Here is an 18,419-nt window from a genome sequence, read left to right on the forward strand (position 1 = left end):
GTCGCCCGCGGGTCAGAGAATGCCGGAGGTGTCGGTGTCGGCGAACATCAGCCGCTGGAAATCCTCTTCGATCAGCCGGACCTTCATCGCGATGGGCGGCGCCGCGCCGTCCTCGCCGTCCTCGTCCTGGTCGCCCTCGGGGGCGGCGAGGCGCAGGTTCTGGAGGTTGTTGTCACCGTTGACCCAGACCACCCGCACCTCGCTGTCGCGCGCGTTCAGCCGCGCGGCCTCGGCGAAGGCGTCGAGCGCCAGATTGTCGGTCTCGGCGTCGCCGGTCAGGCTGCGCCAGATCACCACCGCCGCCTCGCCACCGGGCAGGGTGCCCTCGACCAGCCGAAACCAGTGCGCCCCTTCGGGATCGGTGCGGAAGGCGTCACGGTCGATGCGGCCGTTCGCCCGGCGCGGCCACACCAGCCGCCCGTGACGGGGATCGCGCACAAAGGCGGAGCGGTAGCGGCGCGGCGCATGCAGTTTCTTGACCGTCATACCGATCAGCCAGGAGAAGGTTTCCACCAGATCGACGCGCACCGGGGTCTCCACCCCGTCGCGCAGCACGGTCAGGGTGTAGCCGGTGGGATCGCGGAACTCCTCGATGTCGAGCAGCGACGCCCCTTTGGCCTCCGTCGCCAGCATGCGCGAGAGCATGTAGCGGATGCGCAGCTCGCTCATCCGCCCCGGTCCGGCCTCCCGGTCCTTGGCCGAGAACAGATCCTCCAGATCCTTCGGCCGCTCCGCCAGCGCAAGGTTCTCCAGCGCGTCCTCGTAGGATTCGAGGCGGATGTATTTGAAGGCGTAGCCTCTTTTCGTCAATTCCTGTGGTCGCCCATCCTTCCACATTGGTGCGTATGCGGCACGTTTCACGCGCAGCAGCGTTACTGCCTCAAAATAATCCGAGACTTCGATGATAAAAAATTTCCGAAAGCCTCCATCTTCATGATTTGTGCGGATGATTCCGTGAGCGGTCGAGCCGCTCCCAGCGAAAAAGTCTACAATAAGCCCATTCTTGCTCGGGTTGTCTGTTACATTGCAAATTCTGGATATCAGTTTTGTCGGCTTGACTGTGTTCAGAACATCTTCCGTCCTTTTGTATGGAACAATGCTCAATAGCTCACGCTTTGCATCTTGAGTATGGCCCACATCCTCGTAGCGCCAGACCGTCTGAGGAACAATCCCCTGCTTGACCTCAGAAAGAAAACGCTTCTGGCGAGGCATATTGTTTCCCTCACGCCCCCACCAAATGCGGCCATCCTTGTCCATCTCCTCAAACTTTTGCTTTGATATGCGCCAGTATGTCCCCATCGTGGGTCGAAAAAGATCCCCGCTTGGGCTAGTGACTTCGTATTGCCCATCTCCATAATAATTGCGGGCGGTCAGGTCACTGGACGACCACACTCCTCGATGATCGTTGTCAGGGTTGGTATACCTATTGTCTGCTTCCGATGAGCGAGGAAGCAACGTTGGCGTCCAATTATCTTTGTTCATAGAGTTGACGAGTATGTAATCATGATCTACTGAAAAATGCCGAGCAGTATTCTTCGGGGAAAAATTTTTCACCCAAATTACATTGGCGACAAAGCTGTTCGAGCCTAAGATGGTTTCGTATAGCTTCTGAAGGTTATAGCATTCATCGTCAGAAATAGAGGTAAAAATGGGCGCGTTTGCTTTCAACATATTGCTTGCCAAAAGAACGCGGTCCATCAACATGGAGGACCAGCTGGAATGTTGATAACTGTCTTTGTAAACAAAGTCGTCGGAACCAGTGTTATATGGTGGGTCTATATAGATGCAATCAACACGACTCCTGAATCGAGCGCTCGTAAGATTTAACGCTCCAAAATTCTCCGAATGCACCAGCAGCCCGTCCATCCGGTCGTCCAGATCATCGATGGAGGCGAGCAGGCGGGCCTTGAAGTCCTCGTCGAAATGCTTGGTGTCCAGCACCAGGAAAGGGTTGGCGCGCAGGAAGGCCTCGGTCAGGGGTTCACTGTAGGCAACGTCACCCAACCGCTCCGCCCGGATCTCGTCGATGGCGAACAGTTCGACCCACTCCCGGCGCTGCGCCTCGCTGGCGGCGATCTCCGGGTAGAATTTCGCGTCGATGCGGTCGAGCGTCAGGCACCATTGGGTGTCCAGGACGAACTTCTTCTTCAGCCACAGGCGCTTCTGGAACTCCTCGATCTGCGCCAGGAACTCGATCACCTCGGTGGCGATGCGTTCCACCGCCTCGGCCTTGGCCAGTTCGGCAGCGATCTGTTCCATCCGGTTGGCCCGGCGGGCCTCGTTGAGCGCGCGGCGGTTCAGCACCTCGCGATCAAGAAACAAGTCGAGTTCCCGCGCCAGAAATCCCTTCAGGTCCTTGTGGATGAAATAGTCGAAGCTGTTCTTGGCGGTGAAGATGGTCAGGTGCTTGTCGATCAGGCGGCGCTTGTCGTCCTTCTCGGTCGGCGCGGGGGCGGCGAGGCCGGCGGCCCAGCCCGCCGCCTCCGGCAGCGCCAGGATGCGCTCGGCCGTGTCGGCGTTCAGGGCGTCCTGTCGGCGCTTGTCGTCCTCGTCGGCCTGATAGGTGAAGTGGACGATCAGGTCGCCGTCCTCCTCCGCCAGCGGCTGGTCGCCGGCGAGGCGGAAGCGGCGCTGCTTGCCCTTGGCCTCCTTGTTGTTGTCGCGCTCGGTCTCGGCGCTGACGACGCGGAAGCGGACGGCGCGCCCGTCCTCCAGCCGGAAGACGTAGTTGGCGAAGCTTTCCGAGGATTTGACGTAGTACTGGTCCTTGTTGGCCCAGTGCAGCTTCACCTCCTCCCCCTCGTAGGGGATGAGGTAGACGCCGTCCCGCCCGCGCCGCTGGGCGATGAAGTCGCCCTCGTCGTAATAGCGCCCGAAGAAGCGGTCGAGCGCCGTCCAGATCTGGTCAAGCAGCGTGTCGGGCGCGGTGTTTCCCGCCCGCGCGATGTCCGCCCGCAACTCGCGCACGCGCGGGGAGGCTTCCGGATCGAATCCGGCCTCGCGCGCTCCGGCGATGGCCTTGTCCAGTTCCCGGCGCAGCGCCGCCGCGCCGTCGCCGATACCCGCCGCCCGCACAGCCTCCTCCGCCCGCGCCGGCAGCTCGCTGCGCAGGAAGCGCAGGATCTCGTCCCGCCGGAAGTTCATGATCCGGTAGATGCCGAAATCCAGGTCCCCGCGGTCGAGCTGGAACATCTCCTCCAGCCGGCGGATGAGCTGCTTCAACGCCTCGGACTCGCGGATGGCGGGGGCGGGAGCGGTCAAATTGGACGACATCATGGCCTGGGTTCAGTGGAGCGTGGATGGTCTGGAAATGCGTTGCGCCGGGAACGGGTCCCGGCGCAGCGTCCTATAGCACAGTTTGCCCTCAGGTCTCACTGTGGAGGCTGGGCCGCCTTCCGCGGCGGCCTGACCAGTCCGCGGCGCCGAAGCCCGGCGGCGGGCCGCAGCACGTCGGGGAAGTGGATGCGGTCACCCTTCACCTTCATGGCCGCCGCGATGGCGATCAGGCTGTCCAGGAGGTAGGGTTCTCCTCCATAATCCAGTGGATAGGCCGAAGACTTACCGGTGAAACCGATAGGAAGCAGCAAGTCTTCCTCGTTCGCTCGACGGATGATCTCGCTGACCGTCCCGGCAGCGGCCCAACGGTCGTATAGCTCTTCCGGCGAGCAGGGAACCTGCATGCTGCGCAACGGCTGAAGTGTGATGGGAACCCACCAGTACTCGTCCATCAACTCACTGAGATGACGGTCCGAGGCTTCCCGCATTCCCTGCATGATGGATGGACCGCTGAACACACGCTCCGAGTCGCTGGGCTCGGCCTCGGCGGCCTTGCGCATCAACTCCAGAAAAGCACGAGGCATCACTTCGCCCTTGGCGTCGGCGAGATGATTCATGATCCAATCATAAATGCGTGCTGCGCTGGGACTGGCGGTCATGAAGGCGCCGCCCGCCATGGCTCTGATGGCCTCGCGCTGCTCCTCTTCGGTCAGTTGCTGCGGCTTCCAATCGAAGCCGACCACCTCCCTGAAAGCAGAACTGTACCGGAACGGATCGGACCCTTCGCCCACCTCCATGTAATGAAACAGCAGATCGTAGAGGGACGTGGTGGTCCAATTCAGCCGCGCACGCTCGTTCCATATTTTCGAGCGGTCCGGTCCGATCCAGAGGCCGCCAAAGTTAGCTTGGTCAAGCCGCATGAAGAGCTTGACCCGGATCGAACGGAGGGTCTTGCAGAGTCGGGTGAATTCCAGAATCCGATCTAATCTTTTTTGCATCTCCGGCCATGTTCGCCCCAGCGTGTCCAAGCCATCGAACACCAACAGAAGGCGATTGCCGGAGGCAGTCAGTTCCCGGTCGACGTCGCGGATGGCGCGCTCACCCGTCTCAGGGTTTGCATTCAGCAATAGCGCGATGTCCCGGATGGGATTGTGCTGGTAGCGGCCGGCGGCCCGCAACAGAACGGCTTCCCACACCCGGAGCGTATCCAGCCCGCGGTTCTCGCAGTCCTGCACGACGGCGAGGCTGGCGGCGGTATCGTCGGCATAGGAACCGTGATAGGCGGCAAAAGCCGTCACGTTGTAAAGGTTCAGCCGCTCGAACTGCGGTTGCCTCGCAAGCCATTGCCGGCTTTCCCGGCCCACGAGAGCCGATGCCCAGAACGTCTTGCCGACTCCCCGGTTCCCGATCACGAGCGCACGATCTGGATCGAGCGCGTTTACATGCTCACGCGGGGCATAGATCTCCTCCCGGCTCGGAGGATTGCCCGGTGTGTGCGAAGCTCCCTTGGGCAGGCCCCTGAGCGTGCTTCGCAGCTTCTCCACTGCGTGGCGGTTGCTCACGTCAGCTTTCCTTCCGTCCAAGCAGAATGACCTTCGCCCTGTCCAGGAACTCCGAATAGGCTGCACGATAGACGTCGGACTTCAAAACGGAAACATCGGCGATCGGATCGAACTTCGTGTAGGACGGATCGAAATGAATGCGGGCGGCCATGTGCGGCGCGTCCTCGTCCGTCAAGGAGAAGGTGAATCCTGCGCCTTCCTCGTCGGCTTCATAGAAGGTTCGCGCCAGCATTTCATGCAGGCTGCTGCGGAAATCCGAACCGTCGCGGCCCTTGTCGCTCTTCGATTCGACGAAGTGGATCTGCCTGCGCCAATCCTCGGCTTCCTCCGTTGCATCCTGTTCCAGCCGGGACAGGTGCGCGAACAGGAAGCTCAGGTCCTGGAACGTCTGCGGCTGGTCCACGCCGAAAACCATCACCGACGCGCCGAGACCGAGAAGCGTGCTGGCCGAGAATTCCGACAGGCCGGCGCGCGCGTCGATCAGCACGGCGTCGTACTGCCGGCGCTGGGCCATGCGGTCCACGAACGTGCGAAGCTGCCGACGCACCGTGATCGGGTCGCCGTCCTCGCTCGGCTTCTCCAGGAAGGCGCGGGACAGCTTGGCGATCATGTTTTCCGGCGCCGCCAGCGTCGCCGTGCCGATGGCCGGAACGACATCAACAAGGCCAAGGCTGCCGACCTTGTGGGTCAGCTCGCTGGTCGCGACGCAGGCGTCGAAATCTGCATCCTCCCACGCGACCAGGCCGGATTCGGCCAGGTAGTCCAGCAGGCCGAACTTCGGGACCAAATGCTTTTCCAGCAGCATGGAGCCGAGGCCCGGCGCCTCGAGGTCCGCGTCGATCACCAGAACATTGCGCGACTCGGCAGCCAGACTGGCGGCGAGGACGCTCAGGGCCGTGGTGCGGCCGCCGCCGCCCTTGACCGACCAGAAAACCAGCCGGCGCGGCGTGGCATCGGTCGCCCGCTCGGGCACCACCACCCAGTCCTGCCCGACGATGCGGCGGTCGGCCAGATCGACGTAGATCGGTTCCGCTCCCTCCGTCTGCCTGTCGATGAGTTCCCATCGGCTGGGCGCTTCCCACAGCCGGTCGAACGCGAAGCTGTCCGGCCCGACCGGCGTTCCCTCGTCGTACGCCCAGTCCCCGAGCGCATCGGCCAGGGCCACCTGCAATTCGGTGGCAAGTTCCTCGTTCAGCGGCCTCTTCGTGCAGTATCCCAGGCGGCCGAAGGCGTCGCGGAAAACCCGCGCCTCCTCAAACGCGTCGGGCCCGATCACCCGTATCGCCGTTTCGACCAGTGCTCGGACGCCATCGTCAAAATGGATCATATCGGTCACAGCCCCACAACAAAGCAGCTTTTCACAAACTCTTCCGCCTGATTCGCCCACGCCTCGCACTGCTTGCCTTCCACCACCTTTTTTGAGTAGCGCATTTTAATTTCCCAATACTGCATAAACGATGACTTACCGAGACTTTCGCTGACCTGCTTGGAAATGCGCCCCGTATGCTTGAGTGCAATGTTCTTCAGCTTTGGAAAGTGAATGTAATAAGCATCCTTTTCACCAACCATAAATTCTTTCGTTGGTATATTGATGCTCCTCATGGCCGCTTTCAATGCGCACTCGGCCGCCAACCCGAAATGGTAGCCCGCATTATCCAACCTGTTATGTTCGGCCAACAACTTACCATCATGGAGATGGCGCCGCGCAGCAGCAGGAAAGTCTTCTTCGTATTTCATAACAGCTCGTTCAACTGGAACCAGAGGCGGGCATCGTAGCAGCCGCTTGCCCTCATGGCGAGCGCCAAGCCTTCACCCCACCACCCACTTGATCGTGAACAACCGCCGCGTCTCGACCTTCTGGGCGATGCGGCGGCGCAGGTCGGCGATCAGGCGGTCGCGTTCGGCCATCACCTCGTCCTCGGCTTCGAAGATGCGCTGGCGCGCGCGGCGCTTTTCGCGTTCGGCCGCCTGGATCTCGGTCTGGATGCGGTGCTGTTCGGCGGGATCCTCCGTCTGCCGGGCCTGGCGGGAAAGCTCCTTCAGCCGAGTCTTCACGTCGTCCAGGTCCCGTTCCGCCCTCTTGATGGCATCGTCCGCCCATTGATCCAGACGCTGCCGGCGCTCCTCGAGATAGCGGGCGTTGCGCGCCCGTGCGACGTCGACCGCGAGGTTGGCGTCAGCGGCGCAACGCTCCTCCAGGAGCTCCCGGATGAGTTCGTGCGGGTCCCCGGCCAGCCCTCGCCAGAGAGCGGGAACCAGGAACAGCTTCTCCGCCGCCTCGCGCGGCAGCGGCTGCTGCCGGCGGTCGATCGCGGTCAGCACCAGTTCCTCCTCCCGCGCGAAGCTCTCCACCGTGACCAGGGTCAGCGTCAGCCAGCCCCAGGTGCCTCGGTAAGGCTCCAGGACACTGATCCGCGCGGGATGGGCGGACAGGTCGAACAGCACCTCGCTCTGCGGTGTCTCCAGCGCCTTGGCCCGTTCCACCAGATGTTCGGCCAGCGGATGCGACAGCCGGTAGGCATGACCGACGCTTTCCTCCTGCCGTCTGCGGACGGCGAACTGGTAGCGCCCGGCAGCGACGCCCGGCAGCGGCGGCCGATCCAGGTCGAAGGTCAGGGTGGCGTCGTCGAACCGCGCGGCCCCGTCCATCTTTCCCAGCATGTAGCGGGTCAGCAGCCAGAACATGCGGCTGGTGCGGTCGAGGTGCATCCGCGCATCGTCCATCCGCAGCCGCAGGCGGGCGTGGACGTCTTCGTCGAAATGGGCGAACAGAACCCGCCGGGCCTCTGCCATGCGGCTGCGGATGACGTCCTCCAGCTCCGCCTGAAGGCGCGCGAAGGCGGCGTCGATCTCTGCCTCCGTCCGGCACTCCTGATAGATCGCCAAGATGCTTCGCTCGAAATCAATCCCTGATTCCAGTGCCCCCAGCACCTCGTCGGAGGCGCCGAACACGCCTTCGAACAGGCGGAACTTCTCGTCCAAAAGCTCGTAGACGCGGCGGTCGGCGGCATTGCGCCGGTTGATGAAGTTTACAACGACGACATCGTGCTTCTGGCCATAACGGTGGCAGCGGCCGATCCGCTGTTCGATGCGCTGCGGATTCCAGGGCAGGTCGTAGTTGATGACCAGCGAGCAGAACTGGAGGTTGATACCCTCCGCCGCCGCCTCCGTCGCCAGCATGATGCTGGCATCGTCGCGGAAATGCTCGACCAGCGCCGTGCGCATGTCCACCGGCCGTGAACCGGTCACCTTGCCGCTGTCCCGGTTTGCGGATAGCCAGCGCTCCAGGATTCCCCGCGCGTCTGGATCGGTGTTGCTGCCGTTGAAGGCCACGACGCTGCCGGCATAGCCGTTGGCCTCCAGAAAGGCCTTAAGGTGGGCTTGGGTGCGCCGCGACTCGGTGAAGACCAGCGCCTTGCGCGCGGCACCGGTCCGCGCCATTTCAGCAAAGCCCAACTCCAGCGCCTTCAACAGGGCGTGTGCCTTGGTGTCGGCCTGCATGCTGTCGGCCAGCGCACGGCAACGGCGCAATTCCTCCAGTTCCTCGGCCAGTACCGGTGAATTCATACTGGTTTCCGAAAGGGTGGTGCCGTCGTCGCCCGTACCCTCGCTCTTGTTCTCGCCGACATCTTCCGAATCGGTGTCCTCGAACTCCTCGGTAGAAATGAAGTTGCGCAGCAGTTCATCCGCCGCCTGAGCGTCGCCGCGCTGTAACGCTTCGAGGCGCCGGATGATCGTATCCAGCGTTCCCGCGATAGCATAAGACGACGACGCCAGCAGCTTGCGCATGACCAGCAGAGTCAGCCGCCGCTGGCGTTTGGGGATAGCGAACCCGCTTTCCCGCATCAGAAAGGCGCTGATCCGGTCGTAGAGTTGCTGTTCCGCATCGGTCGGCGTGAACGGTACCGTGAGTGGGCGCCGCTGGGTATAACGAACGTACTCTTGGACATCCTCGCGCAACGTGCGATGGCAGAACGACCCGAGGCGTCCTCTGAGCATTTCCAGATTGGCGCCCGCTCCGGTGTAGTTGGCACGGAAGGTCGCCGCTTCGCCAAAGATGTAGTCGTCGATAAAGCTGGCGAGACCGTAAAGTTCCATCAGCGAATTCTGCAGCGGTGTCGCTGTCAGCAGCGCTTTGCGCCGGCCGGCAAGCGCCCGCTTCAGCGACTGGCCGATTACGTTGTCGGGCTTCCAGGCGTTACGCAGCTTGTGCGCCTCGTCAATCACCACCAGATCGAACGCTGTGCGTAAGAGAATGTCGGCTTGCCGCACCGCAAAATTGTAGGACACAATCGACACTTCGCGGTCGGTGTCAAACGGGTTGGTCTCGCCCGCGTCCATGCTCGCAGACCAGGAACGGGCGTCGAGGATCCGGCAGGGTAGCCCAAATTTTTCCTCAAGTTCTGTCGCCCACTGCCGTCGCAGGCTCGCTGGACAAAGAACGAGCAGGCGCCGCTTGCGCTCAGCCCAGCTCTGAAGCAGAAGAACGCCAGCCTCGATTGTCTTGCCAAGCCCCACCTCGTCGGCAAGGATCACACCCGAATCTAGGGGCGACTTCAGCGCAAACAGCGCAGCCTCGATCTGATGCGGGTTCAGGTCAATCGACGCATCCACCAGCGACTGCGACAGCCGTTCGACGCCGCTCGCCGGCCTTGAGCGGGATAGTTCATGCGCGAAATAGACCGTGTGAAAGGGTGTCGGCATTCAGGGGGCTAACATCAACGGGGACGATAGTCTGTATACTACGTGAGCGCCATAGAGAACCCAGCACGACTTCGCGCCTGCCGCTGGGTGGTGGCCGGTCGCGCGGAACCACGGCGCCCTGCTCCAGCTGCTCAATGTGATCAGGGCCGGCCCCAGCGAGAGGGCAATGTCGGGATGGACTCTCGCGCCGCCCCGCACGAGGCGGGGGGTCGGCGGTGACACCGGATGACCTTGTGAGCGGCGGCGTACGTTCTGAAAGCGCCACTTCGCCCAGCGGTGATACGCAAGCACGATGGAGGCTGGCACAGGAGGTGACGAGGGGCTGGTCATTGAGCATTTCGGCCCGTTCGACCTGCTGTTCCGGCTGGCACCGGGATGTGACCGGCTGTCCTGCTTTCTGGCCGTCTGCTCGGCCTCCCGCTGCCGGCCTGGAGCCGCCTGACCATCGAATGCAGCGAGACTGGAGACGGGAACAGGTTCGTCTTCGACATCGACGTCGCGTTTCCGGGAGCTATGCGGAAAAGTGGGTGATGACGGTCTGAGGAGGGCGGCGTATCGAGGTGGGTGACGAAACCTGCCAGAACCTCCACGAGGGAGCGATACGCCATGAGCGAGCATAGCAAGCTTGTCCGGCTGCGTCAGCCGGAGGAGATCGACGATCCGCTGACGGCCATCCTGCGTGCCGGAGCGCGCCGGTTGCTGGAGCAGGCCATCGAGGCGGAGGTGGAGAGCTTCTTGGCCTCCGTGAAGGACCTGAAGCTGCCGGACGGCCGTGACCGGGTGGTGCGGCACGGGCACGGCCCCGAACGAGCGATTCAGACCGGGATCGGGCCGGTCGCGGTCCGCCGGGTCAAGGTGCGCGACCGCAGCGACGCCGAAGCGGGCGAGCGGATCCGCTTCACGTCCGCGATCCTGCCGCGCTGGACACGCCGCACCAAGAGCCTCGACGCCCTACTCCCGATCCTGTACCTGCGCGGTGTTTCCACCGGCGACTTCCAGGAGGCGCTGAGCGCCTTGCTCGGCAAGGAGGGATCGTAGCTTCGCTGGCCCTTTGGGCTCGGCTGGCGGGTGTCGCGCACCGCTCACGCCGGCTTCGTGCTGGACGCCCTGGAACAGGCGCTCCACGACCGCCGGCCGGCCAAGGGCAGCGGCCTCATCCACCACTCCGACCGCGGGTCGCAATACGTTGCTATCCGGTACACCGAGCGCCTCACCGAGGCCGGCGTCGAACCCTCCGTGGGCAGCGTCGGCGACAGCTACGACAACGCCTTGGCCGAGACGATCAATGGCCTCTACAAGACCGAGGTGATCCGGCGCCGCGGACCGTGGCGCACCCTGGAAGCCGTCGAGTTCGCCACCCTGGAATGGGTGGACTGGTTCAACCACCGGCGCCTGCTCGAGCCCATCGGCAACATTCCTCCCGCCGAGGCCGAGGCGCGCTATTATGCTCAAACCGAGGACGTCGCCATGGCGGCGTGACTCAAGCAAACCGGCCTCCGGAAAACCCGGTGCGGTTCAGTTCGCGGGGTGAGTCTAGACGAGGCTAGACTGCGCCCGGCTATCCCCGACATTTTGTGGGGACCCTCGGACGCCGTTTGCGAGTGGCAACCGAACCCCGGAGCCAGACCTTGTTGGGCAATAAAAATTAGGTCGGATAATTCCAGTTATCCGACCTAATCCGTCGATCCAGCGGCGCAGTTTCACAAAACGCAGGGGATAGCCGGGCGTGGCCTAGCAGCGTCTAGATCACCCCTGCTTCGTCACCGTCATCCGATACAAGGGCCCAAAACTAGAACTTCTAGCCGTCACAAATTACAACCACGAGGAACAAGCCGCACTTGGACCCGCGCCCCGACATTTGTCGTCAGTTTCTGATATTTATAGAAGTTGTTGTCTTGGCTCGTTGGAATATGATCTGGCTATACCGAAATGGCGCTGGATGGATTTCGATGAAGCGAAAGAGAAAATTGAGAAACGGATGGGCACAATGCAATGTTCTTGTGCCGCCGGACGATGTCGGTCGTTTCCATAAGTTGGCGAAGGATGCTCGAGACGGCAATACTACTACGGGAAACGCCAAAAATTTGGCTGACGATCTGGATGATCTCCGTGCTGGCCAAGCTCGCCTGGAGGATGGGCTGTCGCGCCTGGAGGCGGTTCTATCGCGTCTGGGTGCCATGCAGGGACCGGCGAAGGGCTCTCGGCACACCAAGCGTGATCATGTTGATACGCAACTCACCTTGACCTTTCCGGGCTTGGCCGGATCACCGGAGGCTACCAACGCGACCGAGAGGAGCGGGCGATGAGCGTACATTATGTTCCCGGTATGTGGACGCCGTTGCGCAACGCGCGTCTGATCGGCCAGGAGATGATCAACGCTCATCCCGATTGGCGACCGTTGAAGGACGGATTCGCGCAGACACAAGATGAGGATGGGCCTGATCCCGATGCGCTTCGCACCGAGTTGTCGACACCGGCAGAGTGCTGGGAACAGGACGGCACGCCCCTGGGGCGACCTTGGACGATCCTGTATCTTGAGGAAGCGCTGTTTGCGGGGGTAACGGAACTCATCGGCAGCTACGAAATCCGCTTCCTCGACGTGCCAAACGGTGATGGGCCGGTTTTGTGCGTGATGAAGCGCTTTCGTCGGAAGGTCGTGGGAGGTGATGCATCCCCTGTGTCGACGATGCACGTCGGGAAGATGGAGACGCGGGGGCGACCGCGAAAGGAGACCAATTCATCCAAGGAGGTTGTGAGGATAACAACCGAGGTGCCGCATAATCCTGAACTCGATGTAGGACACCGGATGACGCGGCGCTTGGTCCGGTACATTGAACGCCAAGCGCATCGTCGAACCTTCGCAGAGGTCGCTCGAGAAACAGGCGCCAGCGAAACCGTCGTCGCGACCATCTTTTACGACTATGCTGCGCGTGTGGATAAGGTCTTCCCGCGACGGCTGCCGAAGTTCCTCGGCATCGACAATAAGGTTCTCGGTGGCCGACACTACACCCAACTCACTGACCTCGAAGCGGGAAAGGTGATCGAACTCATTGAAGGCACCAGTGCGCCTCCCGTTAACGTCGCTCTCGCGCGCTGGGAGGGGCGCGATCGGGAGATGGTCGTCACCATGGACTACGCGAACGCGTATGCCGCCAGCGTGAAAGACATGCTGCACAAAGCCTTGTCCATCAACGACAAACGCCACATTATTAACGCAGTTCGTGATCGCCTGAACAGCCATCGATCGGAGATCGAAAAAAATGCAAGGGCACGTGGTGAGGACATCAGCCATCTGGCCCATTCTTTTCGATTGCTGAACAAGCGACGGCATCAGCTATCTGAGACGGAGCGCGCACGGCAGGAAGTAATCTTTGAACGATATCCTGATCTCAGGTTGCTGTATATCGCTAAGGAAGAATGGTTCGATATCTTCCAGGCTAAGGACCAGGGCATCGATAAAGCCGGGAAGGCGGTGAGGAGTTGGCTCTGGCGTTGGGTGGAGGGGGACGAAGCTCCGGAGATCACCCGTCGGATCTACGGTAAGAATAAGAAAACTATTGATGATCGCTTTTGTGACATCATCGCCTATTTTAGCTTGGAGGCAAAGATTTCCGACGATAGGCGCGCCACAAACGCAGCGACGGAAGCATTGAATGGAGAGATGGATCGCCTATACGCAAGGTGCCGGGGCTTTGGACGTAAAGATGACATGTTTTACAGACTTCGTCTGCGTGTTCTACACTGGTGTGGCGAGCGTACTTGGGAGTCCTGCCAAGTCCACCTGGCAGGCCACCACCTCGCGAGCGTGTCCGTTTCGGACGATACTGCGCCGCCACTGCATCCTAATGTCCTCATCGCAGAGCTGCTATCGCTACGCATCGGCGAGTCGCTCGGAAATGACCTGATCGAAGCCCTGAAGAAAGAGTATGAGCAGATTCACGGCGTGTCGCTGCCGTTCCTGTAGCCGTGATACCGGGCGACTGCCCCTCGCTTGGCGGTCAAACGTTCAACGTAGCGAGCGGGCATGTCCGGACTGCGCCAGCGCCCAGCCTGCATGAGTGCCGGTAACTCCAACCCTGCCCCCAGGAGGTCGTGGGCCATACCTACCCTGCAGCTATGCCCGGTAAAGTCGGTTGGGTCCAAGCCGGCGAGCACGGCACGGCGTTTCCAGATGCGTGCGACGGCGTCCGCCGATAGCCGTCGGCCCACCGAGTGACCTCCCTTGTGGACCTTGCGAAATAGGGCGCCTTTCTCGATACCGGCAGCGCGCATCCAGCTTGTGACCGCATCGACCGTCTCCGGCGCCAGCCAGAGAACCGCGCCCCGACCTTCCTGATCGGTCTTCGAACGAGGAACGAACAGCAGGGCGCTGCCGTCCTCCTCGAGGTGCATGTGCTCAACGTCAATGGCCACCAGTTCCCCTCGGCGGGCCAGAAGGTCCCGCGCCACGCGCCAAAGGGCGATATCGCGGAGGTCGGCGAGGGAGCCCGCTCGAGCCGTGGCGCGCAGCGTTCGCAGTACCGGTTCGGTAATCGCCTCGGCTTGACGCTGACGCGTGCCCTTGATGCGGGCGACCCGACGCAGGGCAAGACGAACGAGTTCGGACTTGGTAGGATCGCTGAGCCCGGCGGCGCGGTGCAGGCGGGCGATGCTGGACAGGCGCCGCCGGATTGTGGCCATTGCATAGCGGGCGGCCATGTCGTCCACATAAGCAGATACGCAATCTGGAGTGGCGGGAAGGGGCGGTTGGCCTTGTGCCATGCACCATGAACAATAGGCGCGCGTGTCCGAGGCTAAGGCACGGTCGGTGTTGGCTGCATAGGCTCCCCGGGCCGCGCCGGTATAGCTGACCAGTCGATGGCGTGGGCCTGTTTCAGGATGATCGCCATACCTGTCCAGAGGTGCAGGAAGTATAGCGGCGATGTCGTCCGCGATGGAAACGGTGGTGCCCATCAGTGATGCCGTCCTAAGTGACGTTTTTGTCTGGCTTTCCTGTTGATTTTTGTAGCGGCCTCTCCGTCGTCACCACCGTTTGCCAGCAACTTGGTGGCATGCAAAGGCCAGCGCGGCAGTCCGAAATTTGCGACCGTGGCCGCTATTGCTTGCCGCGTTGAACCCAATGCGTTTACCGACCCATCGGTTGCCCGCTGCGATGCGGCATCCGAACGGTTGCCTGTGTCGCGGCAGCGCAGCCCGTTGCTGATCGTGTACCGCCGGGCTCGCACCATCACACCATGCTTCGAGAATGGTTCCCAGCAACGTCAGCACCCATGGCGCGCCAACGTGCCGTATGATCCGTGCACAGCCATTGATGCCCGCTGAAGGAGTTGGCCGCGCCTTCGGCCACCGCCATGTCGGATCAGGAGGAGCGATCACGCAGATGGTCGAGGGCGGCATCGAGCGCTTCATCGGTGCGGTTGAGCTGTTCGACCGAGCGTTGATGGGCCGTCTCGAACGCGACCAGCAGCGTTCGGAGTTCCGCACGCTCATCGGCGTTGCCGGCACCTTGCCAGTCGATCGCAGGGCCTTCTCGGAACACACCGACGGCACCAAGGCGCCCGCACAGTTCATACCGGCCGGCCCCGGTGACACGAGCCGGTTCCCAGACGCCATCGTCCGTCACCTGCACCCAGCGGTAGGTCGCCATGTCACGCTCCTTTGGGGACATCGGTAATTGGGCACGGGGCCGACCACGCCACAGATCGGCAGACGCGGACGAGGGACGACCGAATCCCACGGCCGATGGCCGATGCCCGCCCGGGAGTCGCGCTCTTCGTAGGCCGGGGGCAGCACTCCGCGGCGGTCGTCGTCGCCCGACGTCCCAGGATCAGCGCGCCGGGTTGGCGCGCTGCCGCTGGTGGGCCGGACGAAACCAGAGTTCCGTACCGATCCTGGCCGACCCAGCGTCGGGATCGGGGTCGAGTTCGGGGTCGACCGGAACGACGCAGTGATGGATCTCGACTCCGACACCGAAGAGCTCCAGCCGTTCCAGGGAGGGCGAAACCGCGTCGGCGCAGGCGGCGGCGAAGTCTTGCAACGCCTGCATGCGGCGCATCATGGCGGTCACGGTGGTGCTGGTGTGCAGCGTCCGCGCGAGACGGCGGCGTTCGTCGATTTGCTCGTCGAGCACCGCCGCCAGGCCACGAATGATCTCCATGGCCTCGGCGGGCAGCGGTCCCAGCGGAACCAACCCGGTGAGCGGAAGCCCATCCGAGATGGCGCTGGCCAGCTTGGAGGCGGTGATGTGCGCTTGGGGCTGGGTGCAGGGCATGACGATCCTCCGCGTGGAGAGACACGGCGTTGGTGAGCCGGATGCCGGATGACATCAAGAAGGGTGATCGTCGGTGCCGCTGTGACCCGTGCCGGGATGCGCGGCTTGGACGGTCTCAAGAGCAGACGGATGCACAGCCGTCTGTCTGGTGGTCGGCGGGGTCCCAGATGAATCCCGTCGGCTCTCAAGAAGAATCGCGTACACTGGTTCCTCAAGTCAACGGAAAATCCCGGCAATTCTTGGGAATTTTCTGCGGAATCCGCGGTGGCGCTGGGGAGTCAGGGAACGTGGCCGTCATATGACTTCAGACAGCTTGAGAGCGCTGAGCGGAGGGGCAGTGTGGTGCCGGCGCATGGCACCGGCAAATGCACGAGATGCGAACCGACGCCTTCATTCTTCCGGCGATGGTCCGTCAGATCCCACCAGCACAAGCCGACGGTTCGGTCCGGCGCGGACGCCATGATCGATGCGGGCAACGTAATCGTTCAGCGTTGCCATGCTTTCGCCCTTCGGATCGTAGGCGCCGTCGGTCAGGTCCTTGATGACGTGTCCCATCAGCCGCTTGCGCGCGCCCACCGGCACACCGGCCTCACGCAGGCGCACGTTGAAGTCCTTGCGCGTCGAATACAGGTCCTGTCCCGGCGCCCACAGGCCGTGATCGCGGGTGTAGCGCCCGAACTCCTTGCTGAACAGGTCCGAGAAGCGGTCGTAGGCAGCACCGCGTTCGATGTCGGGGAACAGCCGGGTCTGCCTCTGGCGGCGGCGCGTCTCGGCGAGGTCCAGCAGGCCGAGGTCGATCAGCGTCGGGTGAATGGGGACGTCGCGGTGCGATCCCTTGGCCTTGACGCTCTTGCCGGCGCCCGGCGTGATGCTCATGCACCAGACGCCGTCGATCCGCCGGATGTCTGTGCATTGCAGTTGCAGCGCCTCCTCCGGGCGCAGGCCGGCGTGGGCGCCGATCAGCGGCACCCAGAAGAGGGCTTCGGTGTGGGCCCCCTCACCCTGGAAGGCCGGGGTGGCAAACAGGGCGCGCAACCCCTCGCGCCCCCACGGCTCCCGCGCGACGCGGGGGACCAGACGGTCGCGAGCGTCACGGTCGACCGCATCGAGACGAACGCCCTCCACCGGATTGCGGCCGCTGAAATGGTCGTTCTCGATCGCCCAGACGAAGGCGCTGGCGAACCGGTCGAGGTGCAGGTTGATCGTCGTCGAGGTCAGGCGCCGCGTGCGCCCCTGGTCGCGGAGCTCCACGTAGTCCGCACGGGTCAGGATGCCGAGGTCGAGGCGTTCCTCGAGCTCATCCAGCCGATTGCGCTCCTCGGCATCGGTGTCGTCGGCGATCTCCCGAATGGTGCGGCGGTCGTGGGCACTCTTGCCGTGATTGGCCGGCAGACGCTCGATCAGGTCGCGGAAGGCGCTGACGTCGGCGCGCCGGGTCTCGGCGAGCGGCTTGTCACCGATCGCTTCGATGATCAGGCGGCGTGACGCCTCGACCTTGCGCTTCATGTTCGTGACCCAGGACGGGCTTTTCGACTTGGCGGCGATCAGCCCGTCGAAAGCCTGGCCGATGGTCATGGGCGGTGTCGCCGGCAGCTCCGCATCCGCAGCGGTCACCATGGCGGTCGGACCGGGCGCCGGTCCGATCACGACGGCCATGGGTGCGGGGGCCGCCGCCGGAACGGTCGGTGCGGCCGTTCCGGCCGTTCTGGGCATGGGCGCGGGCGGGATCGTGAAGAAGGCGTCGTCCTCGTAGATCCCGGCCTCGCGCCGCTCGTTGACGTTGGCGACGGTGGTCAGGCCCCAGGCCGCCTGCCGCTGCAGGAACCGGTAGTCGGGCGTGTCGGGCGCCAGCGGGATCTGCAGGCGGGCGAGGGCGGCGTCGAGCGGGCCGCGCACCTCGTCGAGGCGGTGGAGGCGGAGCCCGTCCTGAAGCGCGGCGCGCAGGGCCCGGGCACGGGCTGCCGCGGCCTCGGCTTCCTCGGGCGTCCGCGGCGGGGACAGCGCGCGGGCGTGCTCGGCGGCCTCGATCTCATGCCGGATGAGATCGAGGATGATGGCGTCCATCTGCGCCTTGCTCAGTGTCAGCCCGAGGGCCATGGCCTGCCGCACCCCATCGAACAGCGCGTCGGTGGCCACCCGCAGGCGGGCGGCCCGGACGCGCGCGTCGGAGGGGATGTGGGTGCGCAGTGAAACGGCGAGTTCGTGCCGTGTGAACGCCGTCTGAACGTTCCGGGGAATGCGGCGGCGCCACCAGAACGTGGCGCCGCGGCGGTAGAGGTGGGGTCCCGATCCCATGCGCTCCTCGTCCACCGGCGAGGCGATGTGACGGGGAGCGCGCCGGGCTGTGTGACAGCTGGTGGGACAGCGTGTGTGACAGCCGGTGTGACAGCGGGTCCGCAACACCGCTCCGCCGGTTGTTGCCGGTGGAGATGTGCCCGGAAATCCAAGGGATTCGGCTGGAATGCAACTGGGAGTGGCTGGGGCGCCAGGATTCGAACCTGGGAATGGCGGTACCAAAAACCGCTGCCTTACCGCTTGGCGACGCCCCAACCGGGCCGGCCTTCACTGCCGGGAGGGGCGGCACCATAATCGGAAAAGGGCGGGAC

At 63.3% G+C, this 18,419-nt stretch carries 11 protein-coding genes, 1 tRNA gene and 2 pseudogenes; 4 read left to right on the top strand and 10 right to left on the bottom strand.

Features of this window, described 5'->3' with window-relative positions; all coding sequences use genetic code 11:
* Positions 1-12: 12 nt before the first annotated feature.
* The 5 genes from DEW08_RS03785 to DEW08_RS03805 all read right to left on the bottom strand — a co-directional run bounded on the left by DEW08_RS03785 (position 13) and on the right by DEW08_RS03805 (position 9,542).
* Positions 13-3,276 (bottom strand): site-specific DNA-methyltransferase, encoded by a 3,264-nt coding sequence (locus DEW08_RS03785; protein WP_109324594.1) that lies wholly within the window; start codon positions 3,274-3,276, stop codon positions 13-15.
* A 95-nt stretch (positions 3,277-3,371) separates the two neighbouring features.
* On the bottom strand, positions 3,372-4,838 hold the full coding sequence (locus tag DEW08_RS03790) for a hypothetical protein (RefSeq protein ID WP_146214627.1): 1,467 nt from the start codon (positions 4,836-4,838) through the stop codon (positions 3,372-3,374).
* A gap of 1 nt (position 4,839) precedes the next feature.
* Positions 4,840-6,165, bottom strand: coding sequence for a KGGVGR-motif variant AAA ATPase (locus DEW08_RS03795; RefSeq protein WP_245986140.1), 1,326 nt, complete (start codon positions 6,163-6,165; stop codon positions 4,840-4,842).
* Positions 6,166-6,170: 5 nt separating this feature from the next.
* The gene (locus tag DEW08_RS03800; RefSeq protein WP_109324597.1) at positions 6,171-6,575 is read right to left on the bottom strand and encodes a HEPN domain-containing protein; all 405 of its coding nucleotides are present in this window, start codon (positions 6,573-6,575) and stop codon (positions 6,171-6,173) included.
* A gap of 72 nt (positions 6,576-6,647) precedes the next feature.
* Positions 6,648-9,542 carry an SNF2-related protein gene (locus DEW08_RS03805; RefSeq protein WP_109324598.1) on the bottom strand — a complete coding sequence of 965 codons (2,895 nt, stop codon included), beginning with the start codon at positions 9,540-9,542 and terminating at the stop codon, positions 6,648-6,650.
* A 292-nt stretch (positions 9,543-9,834) separates the two neighbouring features.
* Between DEW08_RS03805 and DEW08_RS31015 the strand changes: the two genes are divergently transcribed.
* From DEW08_RS31015 to DEW08_RS03820, 4 genes and pseudogenes are all read left to right on the top strand, one after another.
* Positions 9,835-9,984 carry a hypothetical protein gene (locus tag DEW08_RS31015; protein WP_168220262.1) on the top strand — a complete coding sequence of 50 codons (150 nt, stop codon included), beginning with the start codon at positions 9,835-9,837 and terminating at the stop codon, positions 9,982-9,984.
* A gap of 164 nt (positions 9,985-10,148) precedes the next feature.
* A pseudogene (locus DEW08_RS03810) lies at positions 10,149-10,571 on the top strand (transposase); the annotation flags it as partial.
* A gap of 27 nt (positions 10,572-10,598) precedes the next feature.
* Positions 10,599-11,021 (top strand): annotated as a pseudogene (locus DEW08_RS03815) (DDE-type integrase/transposase/recombinase); the annotation flags it as partial.
* Positions 11,022-11,844: 823 nt separating this feature from the next.
* Entirely contained in the window at positions 11,845-13,506 is a 1,662-nt protein-coding gene (locus tag DEW08_RS03820; protein WP_109324599.1) for a transposase, read from the top strand.
* Here the strand turns inward: DEW08_RS03820 and DEW08_RS03825 are convergent.
* The 5 genes from DEW08_RS03825 to DEW08_RS03845 all read right to left on the bottom strand — a co-directional run bounded on the left by DEW08_RS03825 (position 13,479) and on the right by DEW08_RS03845 (position 18,362).
* Positions 13,479-14,495 carry a site-specific integrase gene (locus DEW08_RS03825; RefSeq protein ID WP_109324600.1) on the bottom strand — a complete coding sequence of 339 codons (1,017 nt, stop codon included), beginning with the start codon at positions 14,493-14,495 and terminating at the stop codon, positions 13,479-13,481. The two genes, DEW08_RS03820 and DEW08_RS03825, sit on opposite strands and share 28 nt — an antisense overlap.
* Positions 14,496-14,901: 406 nt before the next feature.
* Complete coding sequence (locus DEW08_RS30600; protein WP_146214628.1) at positions 14,902-15,189, bottom strand: hypothetical protein; 288 nt, start codon at positions 15,187-15,189, stop codon at positions 14,902-14,904.
* A 180-nt stretch (positions 15,190-15,369) separates the two neighbouring features.
* Entirely contained in the window at positions 15,370-15,813 is a 444-nt protein-coding gene (locus DEW08_RS03835) for a hypothetical protein (RefSeq protein ID WP_109324603.1), read from the bottom strand.
* A 390-nt stretch (positions 15,814-16,203) separates the two neighbouring features.
* The gene (locus DEW08_RS03840) at positions 16,204-18,108 is read right to left on the bottom strand and encodes a site-specific integrase (protein WP_109324609.1); all 1,905 of its coding nucleotides are present in this window, start codon (positions 18,106-18,108) and stop codon (positions 16,204-16,206) included.
* A 179-nt stretch (positions 18,109-18,287) separates the two neighbouring features.
* Positions 18,288-18,362, bottom strand: a tRNA-Gln gene (locus tag DEW08_RS03845).
* Positions 18,363-18,419 lie beyond the last annotated feature (57 nt).

Origin of the sequence: Azospirillum thermophilum (genome assembly GCF_003130795.1) — a bacterium.
Taxonomy (GTDB): domain Bacteria; phylum Pseudomonadota; class Alphaproteobacteria; order Azospirillales; family Azospirillaceae; genus Azospirillum; species Azospirillum thermophilum.

What these genes read in the sequence shown, in the direction of transcription:
- DEW08_RS03785 (WP_109324594.1), bottom strand. Translation starts at nt 3,276, where the DNA reads ATGATGTCGTCCAATTTGACCGCTCCCGCCCCCGCCATCCGCGAGTCC.
- DEW08_RS03800 (WP_109324597.1), bottom strand. Translation starts at nt 6,575, where the DNA reads ATGAAATACGAAGAAGACTTTCCTGCTGCTGCGCGGCGCCATCTCCAT.
- DEW08_RS03840 (WP_109324609.1), bottom strand. Translation starts at nt 18,108, where the DNA reads ATGGGATCGGGACCCCACCTCTACCGCCGCGGCGCCACGTTCTGGTGG.
- DEW08_RS03795 (WP_245986140.1), bottom strand. Translation starts at nt 6,165, where the DNA reads ATGATCCATTTTGACGATGGCGTCCGAGCACTGGTCGAAACGGCGATA.
- DEW08_RS03820 (WP_109324599.1), top strand. Translation starts at nt 11,845, where the DNA reads ATGAGCGTACATTATGTTCCCGGTATGTGGACGCCGTTGCGCAACGCG.
- DEW08_RS03835 (WP_109324603.1), bottom strand. Translation starts at nt 15,813, where the DNA reads ATGCCCTGCACCCAGCCCCAAGCGCACATCACCGCCTCCAAGCTGGCC.
- DEW08_RS30600 (WP_146214628.1), bottom strand. Translation starts at nt 15,189, where the DNA reads ATGGCGACCTACCGCTGGGTGCAGGTGACGGACGATGGCGTCTGGGAA.
- DEW08_RS03825 (WP_109324600.1), bottom strand. Translation starts at nt 14,495, where the DNA reads ATGGGCACCACCGTTTCCATCGCGGACGACATCGCCGCTATACTTCCT.
- DEW08_RS31015 (WP_168220262.1), top strand. Translation starts at nt 9,835, where the DNA reads ATGGAGGCTGGCACAGGAGGTGACGAGGGGCTGGTCATTGAGCATTTC.
- DEW08_RS03805 (WP_109324598.1), bottom strand. Translation starts at nt 9,542, where the DNA reads ATGCCGACACCCTTTCACACGGTCTATTTCGCGCATGAACTATCCCGC.